The sequence below is a fragment of the Alsobacter ponti genome, assembly GCF_024294805.1.
Taxonomy (GTDB): Bacteria; Pseudomonadota; Alphaproteobacteria; order Rhizobiales; family Beijerinckiaceae; genus Alsobacter; species Alsobacter ponti.
In genome coordinates, this window is sequence record NZ_JANCLU010000005.1 from 93,507 (window position 1) to 108,417 (window position 14,911).

Genomic DNA, 14,911 nt, shown 5'->3' on the forward strand with positions numbered 1-14,911 from the left:
GCCGCGTCTCACCGGGAGAGCGCGTCGAGGACCCGCACCCAGGAGCGGATGCCTTTGTGGAAGCTGCGCAGGTCGTATTTCTCGTTCGGGCTGTGGATCCTGTCGTCCTCGAGCGCGAAGCCGGCGAGGATCACGTCCATCCCCAGCGCCGACTTCAGCTCATGGTTGACCGGGATGGACCCGCCGCCGCCGACATAGGCCGCCTCGGCTCCCCATTCCTCCGTGAGCGCCCGGCGCGTCTTCTCGAAGGCCGGCGCGCCGATGTCGAACCGGATGGCCTTGCCCGAGCCGTGCTCCTTGAACTCGACCGTGCAGTCGGCCGGGACCCGCTCCTTCACGAAGGCGCGGAACGCCTTGCGGACGACGTGGGGATCCTGGTCGAACACGAGCCGGAACGAGATCTTCGCCGAGGCCTTGGACGGAATGACCGTCTTGAAGCCCTCGCCCTGGTAACCGCCTCCCATGCCGTTGATCTCGCAGGTCGGGCGCGACCACACCATCTCGAGAGCGCTGCGCCCCTTCTCGCCGGCGGGGATCGACAACCCGACGGCGCCGAGGAAGGCGGAGGCATCGAAATTGAGCGCCTCCCACTGGCGGCGCAGAACCGGCGGCAGCTCGGGCACACCGTCGTAGAAGCCGGGGATCGCAATACGGCCGTCGGCATCGCGCAGATCCGCCAGGATGCGCGCGAGCACATGGTTGGGGTTCGCCGCGGCGGAGCCGTAGAAGCCGGAGTGCAGGTCGCGGTCCGGCCCGGTGATGAAGACCTCCTCGCCGCACAGACCCCTGAGCATCGTGGTGATCGCCGGCGTGCGCGGGTCCCACATGCTCGTGTCGCAGATGAGCCCGATATCGGCCTTGAGCTCCGCGGCGTTGGCGGCGAGAAACATCGGCAGGCTCGCACCGCCCGACTCCTCCTCGCCCTCGAGCAGCACGGACACCGGGATCGGCAGCTTGCCGTGCACCGCCTTGAAGGCGCGGCACGCTTCGACGAAGGTCATCAGCTGGCCCTTGTCGTCGGATGCGCCGCGTCCGCGGATGATTTTCGTGCCGTCGGAACGGGTCTCCACCACAGGCTCGAAGGGATCGTGGGTCCACAGTTCGAGCGGGTCGACGGGTTGAACGTCGTAGTGCCCGTAAAACAGAACCGAGTAGCCCGGTGCGCTGCGGTCGTGCCCCACAACGATCGGGTGGCCTGGCGTCTTGCGGGCGGAGGCCTCGAAGCCGATGGACTGCAGGTCCCGCGCGTGCCACTCCGCGCACGCCGCGCAATCCTTGGCGAAAGCCGGATCGGTCGAGATCGACTTGATCCGCAGGAGGTCGAGAAGCCGACCGAGCGCCTCGTCGATGTGCGTGTCCACGTACGCGAGGACGGGATTGATGTCCGACATGACGCCTCCGCGAGATGGATTTCGGCCGCCGGGGTCCGAGGCAGGTCTTCGCGCGACGCCCCCCGCACGCCCGCCTGTGCTCAGGCGTGGCGGCTCGTCCCAAAGCTTACCGAAAGTGGTATCAGCGGCTCGCAACCGGGTGATTAGCGGAGCGTCCCAGCACTGGGCCATGAATCCCAATCTGGGGAATGTCCGAGCGGGACGCCCCGGCGCGGTGTCAGTCGGGCGCGACGGCCCGCAGGACGAGAAGCGGCGCGGACACGACCATCCCCGTCGCGGAGCCGAGCGCCTCGGCCGCCCAGGCTCCGTCCACGTCCTCGTCGGTGACCACCTGCCCCTTGATGAGCCGGTCGCCGACGAGGCGGACCATGGCCGGGCTTTGCGCGAACAGATCGTGGTTGATGCGGTCGTTGGAGCGCAGCGCGGTCAAGTCGAGAACCGTGATGCCGCCAAGACCCGCCAGCTGCTCGCGGTACTCGTCCTGCGAGGGATCGATGGCGCCCAACCGGGTCTTGCCTCGCGACAGGACGCCGGACAGCCAGAGAGCGCGGTCGTTCTGCGCGACGAAGAGGGTCACGTGCGGCCGACGCGGCCCCATGTCCTCCACCTGGCGGCGGAAGACGCCCACGTCGAGGTCCGGCGAGGCCAGGATGAGGTTGTTGATTTTGGCGATGTCCTTCCGGCCCGACAAGGCGAGCTGACGGACGGCCTCCACGGCGACCCAGCTGCCCAGCGAGTGCGCGAGGATCGTGATCTCGCCGACCTTCGGCGACGCGGCGGCGATCGCGAGGAGCTTGGCGAGATCCGAGCGCGAATAGGACGCGTTGTCCGCATCCCTCCGATAGTCCAGCAGGCGGCCGCGCGATGGCCATGAAAAGAGCACCGGCGCCGCGTCGGCGTCCGCGTCGTGGGCGAGTTGCGCGAAGCGAAAAACGGCGCGGTCGAAGCGCGTATTGTAGCCATGCACGAAGACGAAGACGCGCCGAGGCCGCCCCGCGTGGCTTTCGAACCAGCGGCCCACGCCCTTCTCGTCGAGGGGAGCAACCGTCGCCACGGTGAATTCCCGCTCTGGATTTCCGGGAGGCGAAGTCGGAACGGGCAGCGACCCCGGCTCGCGCTCGGGCGGAACGGCCACCACGACGTTGGTGTAGGAGAGCCCCTGGCCGCGCTCCCCGGAGAACAGCATGCCGGGTTCTTCGGCGGGGGCCCGCGTCGTCGCCGCCAGGATGTCGACCCGCGCCGCGACGCCGGCCTGATCGTTGGGGACGAGCATGCCCGGCGGCGGGGATGCGCACCCCACCTGGCACGAAACCGCGAGCGCGAGCCCGGCCAGCCGCGCCAGTCGCGTCTGCCGAGCTTCGCCCCAGCGCGCCGGTGACATCACGTCGCCTCCGCTTTTCGGGGGCACGTCCCGACGCGTCAGAACCGCCACACCAGCGGGACGAGGAACACCGAGACGATGAAGAACCAGATGAGGAGCGGCAGCCCCAGCTTCCAGTAGTCGTTGAAGGCGTATCCCCCAGGCCCCATCACCATCAGGTTGGTGGGCGTCGCGATGGGCGTGAGGAACGCGCCGGCCGCCGCGACGGCGATGCTCATCAGCACCGGGCGCGGCGAGACGCCAAGGCTCTCCGCCGCGGCGATGCCGATCGGGATGACGATCAGCGCGGTGGCGGTGTTGCTGATCAACTGTCCCATGACGGCCGTAAGCAGGAACAGGCCCGCGAGCAGAGCCAGCGGCCCGGCCTGGCCGATCGTCGCAACCAGCGCGTCGGCCAGCATGCGCGCGGCGCCGGTCTGCTCCATCGCGGTCGACAGCGGCATCATGGCGCCCACGAGGATGACGGTCGTCCAGTCGATGGCCCGGTACGATTGCTCGACATTGATGACGCCGGACAGGATCAGCGCGGCGGCGGCCAGGAGGCCGGCGACGGCGGGGGGAACGAGGCCCGTCGCCAGCAGGAGGACCATTCCGAGCAGGATGGCGATCGCCTGCTTCGCCCCTGCGCCGAGCGGCACGGCCTGGCGCCGCACGACGTCCGGCGAGTTGACGACGAGCACGTCGGGATCGCTCAGGCGAACGTCGAGAGCCTTCCACGTGCCCTGAAGCAGGAGCGTGTCGCCCGCCTGCAGGGTCGTCGCCTCGCGCAGCACCTGGGCCTGTCTCTGAACGGCGATGATCATCAGGTCGCCGCTCTCCGTGATCATGCCTTCGAACACGGTCTGTCCGATGAGAGCGGAGCGCGGCGGTACCATGACCTCTGCCAGCCCCGACTGCCGGTTGAAGAGCATGTCGGCGGGCTGGTCGTCGTCCTCGCGAAACGCGAGATGAAGCTCGGCCGCGCACGCGGCGGCCGCGTCGGGCTCGCCGCGGACGAGGAGAATGTCGCCCTCTCCGATGGCGGCTCGCTTGAGCGGGGCCGCCTCGGCGTCCAGCACCCCGATCACCTGAACACCCGGCCGCCCGCCAAGCGGGTTGCTGGCCGGGTCTGCCCCGACGATGGGAGACGAGGCCCGAACGCGCAGCCTGAAGATGTCGGATGTCAGCCCATACTGCTCCACCAGCGTGCGCGCATGCTGGCTGAAGTCGGCCGGCATGGACGGGCCGTTACGCTTCGGCAGAAGCTTTGCGCCGAACAGGACGATGATCGCCAGCGTGCCCAGGAGAAGAGGGACGCCCACGATCGCGAACTCGAAGAAGCCGAAGCGGGCATAGCCCGCCTCCACCGATGCGTTGCTCACGAGCACGTTCACCGGCGTGCCCGTAAGCGCCAGGAGAGAACCGGCATGCGCCGAGAAGACGAGCGGCATCAGCAGCTGCGAGGTGGGGCGGCGCAGCCGGACCGCCATGACGACGACCACGGGAAGCAAAGCGGCGACCGCGCCGTTGACGCTGATCAGCGCCGTCAGCAGCGCGACGAGAAGACCGGTGAGGACGATCAGCCGCGTTCGGCTGTCTTCCCCTGCCTGGCGGATCAATTGCTGCCCTGCCCAGGTGGTGACCCCGGTTCGCTCGAGCCCCGCGGAGACGATGAACAGGGAGGCGATGAACACGACCGCCGGATCGCCGAGGCCCGCCATTGCGTCGCTGAGCGGCAGCACTCCCGTCGCCCACAGCGCCACGGCGACGCCCATCGCGACGATGACGACGGGAAGCCCGTTCCAGACGAACAGGACCACGGCGGCGGCGACAATCAGGCCGGTCAAAGCGATGGGGCTCACGGAGACGCTCTTTCTTCCCCCGATGACACGGTGGGCGAACGCTGCCTCGGCGGAAGGTGCGGCCCGATCCGGGAAGCAGGAGCTAAAGGCGCGCCGGAAAGAACGTGAAGTGCGCAGCGTCCCCCGGCTTTGCACGTCGTCCCAAACTTGAAGCCCCATGAAGCGTAAGGCGGGAGCATGGCGACTTGTCATCCAATCGCCAAGTGGCAGGCCATTGTTATCCGGAGACGTGAAACTCCCACATTTCAATGTTCAACTTTTTGAGTTGTCCATTTAGTAAATGTTGCATTGCGATGAAACTCTGGCATGCTCATCCTACACGGGATCTAGCACGGAGGGCGGCCTATGCGATCCGCGACAGCGTCTCCGTCGGAGCTGATCGTCCGGTCCATACTGTTCAGCACTGACGACTTCGCGAGGGCAGATCGGCTGGATGCCTGGAACGCAGCCTTCGGGACACTGAACGAGATCACCCTGCCCGAGCACCCAGGCGTGGAGCCGCGCGTCCGCTGCGAGAACTGGATGCTCGGCGCAGGGATGGTTCTCAGCGAGACGCGAGTGGGGTGGGCCAACTTCCAGCGCGATGTTCATCGGCGCAGGCGCGACCACATCGATCATTGGGTCCTCCGCGTCATCCGGCGTGGCAAGGGTCGACTGAGACATCCCGGATTCGAGGTAACGACCGGGCCCGGCGACCTCGTGCTCTTTTCAGCATCCGACACGTGGTCCGCCGACTGGCGTGACGTTGAATGGGTGTCGCTGTGCTTTCCGCGGGACTTCGATTTGCGGCTCACCAGCGGCCTGGATTCCTTGCCGCGCGGTCTCCAGCAAGGCACCGGCGCGGCGCTTCTGGCCGACCTGATGTTGTTGCTGCCCGCCCGCGCGGCGGCGGCTCCGCCGGAAGAGCTTCCCTGCCTGGCAGCGATCGTGCAGAGCGCGATTTCGTCGTGCCTGCTCGCGGGGCGCGATACTCATGTTCAGATCAGCGCGGCTTCCGCCACGGCTTTCGCGAAGGAGCGCGTCCGCCGCGCCATTCTCCGCGACATCGCCTCGAGCCGCCTCACCCCGGCGCGGCTCGCCTTTGCGGCGGGTCTCTCGAGGTCGGCGCTCTACCGGCTTTTCGAACCGGAAGGCGGCGTCGCGCGCTATGTCAGGAACATCCGGCTATCGCTGGCCCACGCTGCGCTTCAGGATCCCGCGTCGAGCCACAAGACCATTGCCATGATCGCGGAGGAGCACGGCTTCCCGGACCCGCCGGAGTTCTCTCGCGCCTTTCGGGCCCAATTCCGGATCACTCCCTCCGAGGTTCGCAAGACGGGTCAGGTTTCCGTGCCGCGCACCGAGCATCCGCACCCCCCACTCGTGGGCGGCGATTTCGCCGCGGTCATTTACCGCCGCCTGGACAGATAGGGCTTCACCGCGCTCGCCGGCCAGCCCGTGTTCGCCAGCAGCTCGTACCGGTGAGGCGCCATTCGGCTGCTCAACTGTTGGCGAAATATCGCCTGATGAGGTCGACGTCCCTCGTCTGCGTCAGCGCCAGCATGAGAAGGATGCGCGCTTTCCACGGGCTCAGATTACCCGCCGCGACCAGGCCGCGATCCTGCCGTTCCTCCGTCGGCCGGACGAGACCGCCCCTGACCCGTGAGGCCTGGCAGACGATCACTCCAGCCGCAACCGCTCTCCCGAGCGCTTCGGTTTCGAGCGCGGTGGTGACGCCACCGCCTCCGGCCGCCGTCACGAGGCCGGACGCGCCGGCGGCGACGCAGGCGTCGATCATCGCTCCATCCGCGCCGACATAGGACGAAACCACATCGACCCTCGGCAGAACCTTGACGGTCGCGAGGTCGAAACGGAGCGGGCTCGCTCCCGGCGCGCGCGCCATCCCCGTGTAGCGGACGCCGAAATCATCGACGACGCTGCCGAGTGCCCCGGCGCCGGGCGCGGCGAACGCCGAGGGCGCATGTGTCGAGACCTTGGTCGCGTTTCGAGGGGCGAAGATGTCCCGGCCGAACGCGATGACGACCCCCATCGACCGGGACGCGTTCGAGGCGGCCACCAGAACGGCGTCGATCAGGTTGGCCGGACCGTCGGTTGCGGCCGCGTTCCAGGGGAGCATTGCGCCGGTGACCACGACGGGCTTCGGCGACGACACCGTCAGCGACAGGAAAAACGCGATCTCCTCCAGATTGTTGGTGCCATGGGTGAGCACCACGCCGTCCACCTGGTCGCGCTCCAGCACGTCCTGGATGCGGCGAGCGAGAACGAACCAATCGTCCGGGCTGAGTTCGTGACTCAGCCGTTCGGGCCCGGGCAACACGGTCAGGTTGGGGAGCGTCGCGAGCCGACGCACCGTGCCGGCCATCTCCTCCGCGCTGACGCGGGCGGCGACATCCATCCCGGGCCGTCGTCGCGATCCCGGGACCCGGACGGCGTCGATGGTGCCGGGAACGACGATGAGGCCGATCGTTCGGCCCAGCTCGTCCTCGGACAGGGGACCGGCGTGGCTCACAGCACCTGAGCCAGGAAGTTCCGCAAGCGCGTGGACTGCGGGTCATCGAAGATCCGCGCGGGAGACCCCTCCTCGACGATCACCCCCTTGTCGAGGAAGCACACGCGGTCGGACACTTCCCTGGCGAACCGCATCTCGTGCGTCACGACGACCATCGTCATGCCGGACTCCGCGAGTTCGCGCATGATGGCGAGGATGCCCTTCACCAGCTCCGGGTCGAGCGCCGACGTCGCCTCGTCGAACAGCATGATCTCCGGGTCCATCGCCAGCGACCGCGCGATGGCCACCCTTTGCTGCTGCCCGCCGGAGAGCTGGGCGGGCCTCGAGCGTTCCTTTCCGGTCAGGCCCACCTGCGCGAGCTTCTTGCGCGCGATCTCCTCGGCCTGCGCCCTCGGCAGCTTCCGGACGTGCCGCAGGGCGATGGAGACATTGTCGAGCACGCTCAGGTGCTGGAAGAGGTTGAAGGACTGGAACACCATTCCGACGCGCGAGCGCACCGCGTCGATGTTCGTCTTCGGCGAGGCCAGGTCGAGCCCATTGATCAGGACCGTTCCGCTCGTCGGTTGTTCGAGGCCGTTGATGCACCGGAGCAGGGTCGATTTTCCGCAGCCGGACGCGCCGATGAGGCACACGACCTCGCCACGGCGCTGCGCCAGCGAGACATCCCGCAGCACGACCTGCTGGCCGAAATTCTTGAACAGGTGGCGGACCTCGATGGCGTAGCCCGCGCCGGCGACGCCGTCTCGGCCGGCCACGGCGTCGCGGGAGAGGATGGGGTCGCTCACTGCCACGATCAGGCCTCCGCGGTCTCGGCCGCAACCAGCTTGGGCCCCTCACGCAGGCGCTTGTCCACGTAATTGACGAGATGCGTCAGCGGAACCGTGATGATGCAATAGATGATGCCGGCCGCGACGAGCGAGGACAGGTTGCCCGTATTGGCGGCGTGGTCCTGCGCGATGCTGAACAGTTCGCGCTGGAGGGGAAACAAGCCGAGCAGATAGACCAGGCTCGTCTCCTTCACGATGATGATGAACTGGTTCATCGTCGCCGGGAGGACGTTGCGCACCGCCTGCGGAACGATGATCAGCCACATGGCCTGGTGATGCGTCATCCCGACCGACCGCGCCGCCAGCATCTGGCTGCGGTCGAGGCTCTGGATGCCCGACCGGAAGATCTCGCCGAGATAGGCCGCCTGGATGATGCCGATGGCGACGACGGCGTAAGGATAGGGAGACCGGCCGAACGGGGCGATGCCCGCGATCGGCAGGCCCTGCCCGACCAGGTAGATGGTGAGGATCGCGGGGAGGCCCCTGAACACGTCCACGTACAGGAAGGCCGGCGCCCGTACCGCGATGTTCCGCGATACGAGCAGAAGCGACAGGAGCAAGCCGAACACCACCGCGAACAGCATCGCGAAGACGGCCAGGACCAGCGTGTTCCGCAGCCCGACCGTGATCAGCGTCGGAAACACGTTCACCATCTCTTCGAGATCGAAAAACGTCCTGATCAGATTGTTGAGCCCGGTCATCCTGTCCCGCCCTTCCCGGCCAGCCTTACTGCTGCTTGAGCTTGGGGTGCTGTTCCAGCAATTGCTTCGGAACGGCGATGGTCGCGTACCACTTCTTGTAGATTTTCATCCACGTGCCGTCGTCGAAGAGTTCCTCCATGGCGCGGTTCATCGCCGCCAGGAACTCGGGGCGGGTCTTCGCGACCGGGAACGCGTTGTAGACGTCCGACGAGGACACGAAGGGCACCGACAGTTCCGGATACCGCGCCAGATAGGTGCTCCCGTCATAGGAGCCGACCATCAGGGCGTCGATCTGGTTGGCCAGCAGGGCATTCACCATGGCGGGCTGCTGCTGGAAGTTCTTGATGTCGACGCCGCCGAAATTGGCGCGGGCGTACTGCTCCTGCACCGATCCGGTGATCACGCCGAGCGTCTTGCCCTTCAGGCCCTCGACGTCGTTGCTGGACAGCTTGTTGCGGACGATGACCGTCAACTGGCCGTAGTTCCAGGGGATGGAGAAGTCGACGCTCTTCTTCCGCTCCTCTGTGACGGCGAGGCCCGCGGCGGCGGTGTCGTACTGGTTGACCGAAACCGCCGAGATCACCGTCGCGATGGGCGCCGTCCTGTAGGTGACCTTCACCCCGAGCTTGCCCGCGATCGCATTCATCAGGTCGACCGCCATGCCCTGGACTTCGCCCTTGGCGTCCACGAAGGACGTTCCGGGCTGGTCGGCGAGCGAGACGACCGTCAGTTCGCCCGGGTTGATCAGCTTGAGGTCCTGGCTGTGCGCTCCGGTCGCCAGCGCGAAAGCGGCGGCGGCGCCGATGATGATCGTCGAAAGCGCCGAACGGGTCCGGCGGCGGATGCCGCCTCCCCAGATCGACATGGCAGTGATGGCAGGACGTCGCATGCTGGTGCCCTTTCCTCGGTCAACGTGAAGAGAATCGCGATGTGCTAGCGCATCGGGAAGGCGTCCTCGAACTCGGGGAACAGCTCCGAAGCTTCGACCCGCCGGCCGACGAGACCCTGCTCGAACAGCTCGCGGCACAGCGCGTCGATCATCCGGCGGTTGTTCCGAACCCCGTAGGGCCGCCAATCCTCCCCCATGAGGGCCTGCGCGGTTTCCAGGTCTCGCAGCAGCCACGGGGACGACTGGCCGAACAGCTTGGCGTTGTCGTCGCAACTGCGCTTGGAGTCCTCGAGCCCCTGATAGATCGCCCAGGTCAGGTCCGGGTGGGCGTCGTGAAAACTGCGCTTCACACACACGACGTGATGGCCCGGGAAGATTCCGGTTCGCTTGAAATAGTCGCGCTCGGCCGCCGGGTAGTCGTCGAAGAGCCGGACGAATGGGCAGTCCTTCTCGTACAGGGCGACCGGCTCCAGCGGTGCAATGAAGGCGTCGATGCGCCCGGCGACCAGAAGGTCGATCAGCGTATCGCTGTCTTCCCCGAACCGCACATTGGCGGGAAGCGCATCGCGCGGGGGCGGCTTCTTGGCGCTGTCCGTCCGCGCGAGGATCCAATTGCAGTCCTGCGTCCGCACGCCGGCGTCCGACATCACCGCCCGCGTCCACGTGTTTCCGGTGGCGCGCCACTCGGAAATGCCGATGGTCTTTCCGCGAAATTGCGAGACGTCGTTTATGTCCCCGCGCCGCACATAGAAGCAGCGATGACGGAAGGAGCGCACGGCGAAGGCCGGCAGCGCCACGACCGACCGGTCGCCCTCAGCGATCCGGCTCACGTAGCGGGCGAAGGAGGCTTCCCCGACATCCACCTCCGGATCGGTGTAGACGCGCTCCAGGAGGCCCTGGGTCGTCCCGACCCTCACCCGCCTGAGCCGCAGGTCGACACCGGGGATCGACACGTCGCCCAGGGCGAGCGGCAGGTAGTGATCGTGGTCCTGGGTCAGCAGGTTGACGGGAACGGAGGTCATCTGTGGTTCCTGACTCCGGCGTTCAGACGGCCTGCCGCTCGACGATCCGCGCGAGGAGCGACGCTCCCAGCGGGATCACCTCGTCGTCGAAACGATAATTCGGGTTGTGGAGAGAAGGCCCGGCCTCCATTCCGAGCCAGCAATAGGCGCCCGGAACGCGGTGCAGCATGTCGGCGAAATCCTCGCTCCCCATCCGGGGCGTCGTCTCGCGATTGAGCACCGCCTCGCCGAACAGCTCGGCGGCCGCGCCCGCCACCGCCTCGACCTTCTCGGGGTCGTTGCGGAGCACGCTGAACACCTCCCGGATCTCGACATCGATGGTCGAGTTGAACGCCGCCGCGATCCCCGCCGAAATGTCCCGGATCCTGGCGCGTGCGAGATCTCTCGCCGCCTCGTCGAAGGTGCGGACCGTGCCGGCGAGATGGGCGGTATCGGGGATGACGTTGTAGGCCGAGCCCGCATGGATCTGCGTGATCGAGACGACCGCCGGGTCGGTGGGGTTGATGTTCCGGCTCACGACGCTTTGCAGCGCGTTGCCCAGCGCCATCGCGGTCACGATCGGGTCGGCGGCGTTGTGCGGGTAGGCCCCGTGCGCGCCCCGGCCCTTGATCCGGATATCGAAGAAGTCGGCCGCGGCCATGGCCGGGCCCGGCTTGATCGTGATCTGTCCGCGAGACCCGTCGGGCGAGTTGTGGAGTCCGTAGATTTCGTCGCAGGGAAACTGGCTGAAGAGGCCGTCGGCGATCATCGCGCGAGCGCCGCCCAGTCCCTCCTCGGCGGGCTGGAAGATGAAGATCGCGATGCCTTCGAAATTCCTTGTTTCGGCGAGATAGCGCGCGGCCCCCAGAAGCATCGTCGTGTGGCCGTCATGGCCGCAGGCGTGCATGCGGCCGGGGTTCCTGGAGGCATAGTCCAGTCCCGTCGTTTCCTGGATCGGCAGCGCGTCCATGTCGGCGCGAAGGCCAATCCGCCTCGCGTTTCCGCTGCCGGAGCGAAGCACGCCGACGACGCCAGTCTTTCCGAGGCCGCGATGCACCTCGATGCCCCACGACGCGAGCCGTTCGGCCACGATGTCGGAGGTGCGCTGTTCTTCGAAGCCCAGTTCGGGATGGGCGTGCAGGTCGCGGCGGATCGCGACCAGCTCCTCCTGGTAGCTTCGGATCCTCTCGACGATGGTCATGGCCGCGACTCCCTTTTTTGTCTTGCCGGGCGGCTGGCCAATTGGCCGCACCCTGAACCGAAGCCATCGCCTTGCCGCGCTCGCGGGAGCGCGATCAGGACTCCACCCCGTGAGCCGCCGCGAAGGCCAGGTTCCCGGAGCGGTTGAACCTGACGATGGGAACTCGCGACGTTGATTGTCAAATGACCGCTACATGAGGGTCCATAACCTGAAGGAATGGGTAAGCGCGGCATCGCGGCTTGCGCCGCGAGGGCGACGCTTGGGTTTCTGGCCAGCGGGCGTCAGACGCCTTGCAGATCCAGCGTTTCGGCGAAATGGCAGGCGGCCGCGCTCGCGGGCGTGATCTGGCGCAGCGGCGGACGTTCCGTGGCGCACACGGGCTGCGCGTAGCGGCAGCGCGGGTGGAACGGGCAGCCTGAAGGCGGGCGAATGGGATTGGGCGGCTCCCCCTGCACCACGGCCCGCGCGCCCTCAGCCCCCGGGACGGAATCGATCAGGGCTTCGGTGTAGGGATGACGGGGCTGGGCGAACAGCGCATCGGTGTCGGCCAGTTCCACGATCCGCCCGAGATACATGACCGCGATGCGGTGGCTCACATATCGCACCACCGCCAGGTTGTGGGCGACGAACAGATAGGCGAGCCCTCGCGCGCGTTGAAGTTCGAGGAACAGGTTGAGGACCTGCGCCTGAATCGAGACGTCGAGCGCCGACACGGCCTCGTCCGCGACGATGAATTGCGGCTGCAGGGCCAGTGCGCGGGCGATCGCGACGCGTTGCCGTTGTCCTCCCGACAATTCGTGAGGGAACCGCTCCATCAGGCTCGACGCCAGACCCACGTCGTCGAGAAGCTGCGCGACCATCTCCCGCCGGGACGGCCTGCTCATGCCGGCGGCCCGGAGGGGTTCGGCGACGTTGGTGCCGATGCGCAGCCGCGGGTTGAGCGACGAGTACGGGTCCTGAAACACGATCTGCATGTCGCGGCGCAGCAGCCGAAGTTGGGACGGAGGCGCCTGAAACAGGTCGACGGTCTCCGGCCCGCCGGCTTGCGCGACGGTTCGGCTGCGGAAAAAGGCAAGGCCTTCGGAGGGCTCCAGCAGCCGAAGGATCGCCCTCCCCGCAGTGGTCTTTCCGCTGCCGCTTTCCCCCACCAGGCCCAGCGTCTCGCCGGGGGCGATGTCGAGATCGACGCCGTTCAAAGCATGCACCTCGCCGGCGCGGCGGCGAAACAGCCCCCTGTGGACGGGGAAGCGCTTGGCGAGCCCACGAACGGAAAGAAGGAGCGCGCGCGACCCGTCGTCCCTCACGTGCTCTCCTCCACAAGCCAGCACGAAGCGGAGTTGCCGGCCGGCGTGGTCACCTTCGGGGGATCCCGCCGGCAAATCTCCATGGCATGCGGGCAGCGCGTGCGGAACCGGCAGCCCGTCGTGATCGACCCGATGGGCGGGACCATGCCGGAGATGGGCTGGAGCACCCGGTCGCGGGGCATGTCGAGCGTCGGGATGGAGGCGATCAGTCCCTGCGAATAGGGGTGGGCCGGGCGCGACAGGACGGCCGAGACGGGCCCCTCCTCGACGACCTGGCCGAGATACATCACCACCACCTCGTCGGCCATCTGGCCGACGACTCCCATGTCGTGCGTGATGAACAGGATGCTGCTGGCGAAACGTTGCTGGATGTCCCTCATCAGGCGCAGCACCTGCGCCTGCACGGTGACATCGAGCGCCGTCGTCGGCTCGTCGGCGATGAGCAGCGCCGGTTCGCACGCCAGCGCGATGGCGATGACCGCGCGCTGGCGCATTCCGCCCGAGAACTCATGCGGATACTGCCGCGCCCGCTCCTCCGGAGAGGGAACGCCGACAAGTCGGAGCAACTCGACGGCCCGGGCCAGCGCGTCCTTCCGGGACAGGCCCTCGTGCTCGACCAGCACCTCTCCGATCTGATCGCCGATCGGATAGACCGGATCGAGCGCGGTCATCGGCTCCTGAAAGATCATCGCGATGTCCTTGCCGCGCAAGCGTCGCATCGTGCGGCGATCCGCGCTCGCCAGATCGAGCGCCGGCCCATCGCCGCGATCGAACAGGATGCGCCCGCCCGTGATCCGCGCCGGGGGCGTCGGCAGCAGGCGCATGATCGACAAGGCGGTCAGCGACTTCCCGCATCCGCTCTCGCCGACAATGGCCAGCGTCTTGCCCGGGCGAACCGAAAAGCTCACCCCGTCGAGCGCTGGACGAGCCCGCGGCCCCTCGCCGAAGGAGACGCGAAGGTCCTGGACGTCGAGGAGTGCCCGTTCCGCCGCCATCAATCGCGGCTTCCAATCTCGGTGGGGCGAACCGATCCGGTCCGCGGATCGAACTGGTCGCGCATCCAGTCCCCGATGAAGTTGAAGCCGACAACGGTGAGCATGATGGCGAGCCCCGGGAAGGTCGTCAGCCACCACGCCACGTTGATCAGCGCCCTGCCCTCCTGCAGCATGCCGCCCCAGGACGGCACTTCCGGCGGCGTGCCGAGACCCAGGAACGACAGGCCGGATTCGATCAGGATGACGAAGCCGAGTTCGAGCGTGGCGACGACCAGCAACGGTCCCGCCAGGTTGACGAGCACGTGGCGCAGCAGGATGTCCGTGGTCGTCAATCCCGCCGCGACGCAGGCCTGGATGAACTCGCGCTCGCGCAACTCCAGCACGAGCCCGTAGGCGATGCGCGTGTATTGCGTCCAGCGCGCGGCGATGAACGCGATGATGACGTTCAGGAGGCTGGGGCCGAACACGGTCATGAAGACGAGCGCCAGCAGGATGAACGGCACGGCGAGGACGATATCGACGAGCCGCATCACGACGGTGGCGGCGAAGCCGCCGAAGTAGCCGGCGATCATGCCCAGCACGGTGCCCACGAGCGCGGACCCGGCCACCGCCGCCAGCGCGGTGACGAGCGACACGCGCGAGCCGTAGATGATCCGGCTCAGGACATCCTGCCCGAGCCGATCCGTTCCGAGCCAGTGTTCCGCCGTGCCTCCGCCGAAGGCGGGCGGCGCGATGGCGCTCGCGAGATCCTGGGCGTTCGGGTCCAACGGCGACAACCACGGAGCCGCCACCGCGCAGAGCACGACGACGGCGAGGATCGCGAACCCGAGAATGCCCTTTGCGTCGAGACGCCGAAGAATCCAGCTCATGC

Annotated in this window: 13 protein-coding genes; 1 reads left to right on the forward strand and 12 read right to left on the reverse strand. The window is 67.5% G+C overall.

Translation table 11 applies throughout. The features are described 5' to 3' along the window. Positions 1-8: 8 nt before the first annotated feature. From NK718_RS06880 to NK718_RS06890, 3 genes are all read right to left on the reverse strand, one after another. The gene (locus NK718_RS06880; protein ID WP_254739959.1) at positions 9-1,391 is read right to left on the reverse strand and encodes a M20/M25/M40 family metallo-hydrolase; all 1,383 of its coding nucleotides are present in this window, start codon (positions 1,389-1,391) and stop codon (positions 9-11) included. A 217-nt stretch (positions 1,392-1,608) separates the two neighbouring features. Next, positions 1,609-2,772 carry an alpha/beta hydrolase gene (locus NK718_RS06885; RefSeq protein WP_254739961.1) on the reverse strand — a complete coding sequence of 388 codons (1,164 nt, stop codon included), beginning with the start codon at positions 2,770-2,772 and terminating at the stop codon, positions 1,609-1,611. 38 nt (positions 2,773-2,810) lie between these two features. Then, positions 2,811-4,613 (reverse strand): SLC13 family permease, encoded by a 1,803-nt coding sequence (locus tag NK718_RS06890; RefSeq protein WP_254739963.1) that lies wholly within the window; start codon positions 4,611-4,613, stop codon positions 2,811-2,813. Positions 4,614-4,958: 345 nt separating this feature from the next. On the opposite strand from NK718_RS06890, the gene NK718_RS06895 reads away from it, so the two are divergent. Beyond that, on the forward strand, positions 4,959-6,023 hold the full coding sequence (locus NK718_RS06895; RefSeq protein WP_254739965.1) for an AraC family transcriptional regulator: 1,065 nt from the start codon (positions 4,959-4,961) through the stop codon (positions 6,021-6,023). A gap of 70 nt (positions 6,024-6,093) precedes the next feature. Here NK718_RS06895 and NK718_RS06900 read toward each other — a convergent pair whose 3' ends face one another. From NK718_RS06900 to NK718_RS06940, 9 genes are all read right to left on the reverse strand, one after another. Next, positions 6,094-7,122 (reverse strand): asparaginase, encoded by a 1,029-nt coding sequence (locus tag NK718_RS06900; RefSeq protein WP_254739967.1) that lies wholly within the window; start codon positions 7,120-7,122, stop codon positions 6,094-6,096. Continuing rightward, positions 7,119-7,913, reverse strand: coding sequence for an amino acid ABC transporter ATP-binding protein (locus NK718_RS06905; RefSeq protein WP_371877236.1), 795 nt, complete (start codon positions 7,911-7,913; stop codon positions 7,119-7,121). Before NK718_RS06905 ends, NK718_RS06900 begins: the two co-directional genes overlap by 4 nt. Before the next feature lie 2 nt (positions 7,914-7,915). Then, a complete protein-coding gene (locus NK718_RS06910; RefSeq protein ID WP_254739969.1) occupies positions 7,916-8,650 on the reverse strand; it encodes an amino acid ABC transporter permease in 735 nt (244 codons plus the stop codon). Positions 8,651-8,675: 25 nt separating this feature from the next. Further along, the gene (locus tag NK718_RS06915) at positions 8,676-9,539 is read right to left on the reverse strand and encodes an ABC transporter substrate-binding protein (RefSeq protein ID WP_254739971.1); all 864 of its coding nucleotides are present in this window, start codon (positions 9,537-9,539) and stop codon (positions 8,676-8,678) included. 44 nt (positions 9,540-9,583) lie between these two features. After that, positions 9,584-10,561 carry a substrate-binding domain-containing protein gene (locus tag NK718_RS06920; protein ID WP_254739973.1) on the reverse strand — a complete coding sequence of 326 codons (978 nt, stop codon included), beginning with the start codon at positions 10,559-10,561 and terminating at the stop codon, positions 9,584-9,586. Positions 10,562-10,583: 22 nt separating this feature from the next. Continuing rightward, positions 10,584-11,741, reverse strand: coding sequence for a M20 aminoacylase family protein (locus tag NK718_RS06925; RefSeq protein WP_254739975.1), 1,158 nt, complete (start codon positions 11,739-11,741; stop codon positions 10,584-10,586). Positions 11,742-12,022: 281 nt separating this feature from the next. Then, positions 12,023-13,045 carry an ABC transporter ATP-binding protein gene (locus NK718_RS06930; protein ID WP_254739977.1) on the reverse strand — a complete coding sequence of 341 codons (1,023 nt, stop codon included), beginning with the start codon at positions 13,043-13,045 and terminating at the stop codon, positions 12,023-12,025. Next, a complete protein-coding gene (locus NK718_RS06935) occupies positions 13,042-14,040 on the reverse strand; it encodes an ABC transporter ATP-binding protein (protein WP_254739979.1) in 999 nt (332 codons plus the stop codon). Before NK718_RS06935 ends, NK718_RS06930 begins: the two co-directional genes overlap by 4 nt. Continuing rightward, a complete protein-coding gene (locus tag NK718_RS06940) occupies positions 14,040-14,909 on the reverse strand; it encodes an ABC transporter permease (RefSeq protein WP_254739981.1) in 870 nt (289 codons plus the stop codon). The genes NK718_RS06935 and NK718_RS06940 overlap by 1 nt, the downstream gene beginning before the upstream one ends. Positions 14,910-14,911 lie beyond the last annotated feature (2 nt).

Coding starts and splice junctions, on each gene's coding strand:
- NK718_RS06880 (WP_254739959.1), bottom strand. CDS start 1,391: ATGTCGGACATCAATCCCGTCCTCGCGTACGTGGACACGCACATCGAC.
- NK718_RS06885 (WP_254739961.1), bottom strand. CDS start 2,772: ATGTCACCGGCGCGCTGGGGCGAAGCTCGGCAGACGCGACTGGCGCGG.
- NK718_RS06895 (WP_254739965.1), top strand. CDS start 4,959: ATGCGATCCGCGACAGCGTCTCCGTCGGAGCTGATCGTCCGGTCCATA.
- NK718_RS06910 (WP_254739969.1), bottom strand. CDS start 8,650: ATGACCGGGCTCAACAATCTGATCAGGACGTTTTTCGATCTCGAAGAG.
- NK718_RS06915 (WP_254739971.1), bottom strand. CDS start 9,539: ATGCGACGTCCTGCCATCACTGCCATGTCGATCTGGGGAGGCGGCATC.
- NK718_RS06920 (WP_254739973.1), bottom strand. CDS start 10,561: ATGACCTCCGTTCCCGTCAACCTGCTGACCCAGGACCACGATCACTAC.
- NK718_RS06925 (WP_254739975.1), bottom strand. CDS start 11,741: ATGACCATCGTCGAGAGGATCCGAAGCTACCAGGAGGAGCTGGTCGCG.
- NK718_RS06935 (WP_254739979.1), bottom strand. CDS start 14,040: ATGGCGGCGGAACGGGCACTCCTCGACGTCCAGGACCTTCGCGTCTCC.
- NK718_RS06940 (WP_254739981.1), bottom strand. CDS start 14,909: ATGAGCTGGATTCTTCGGCGTCTCGACGCAAAGGGCATTCTCGGGTTC.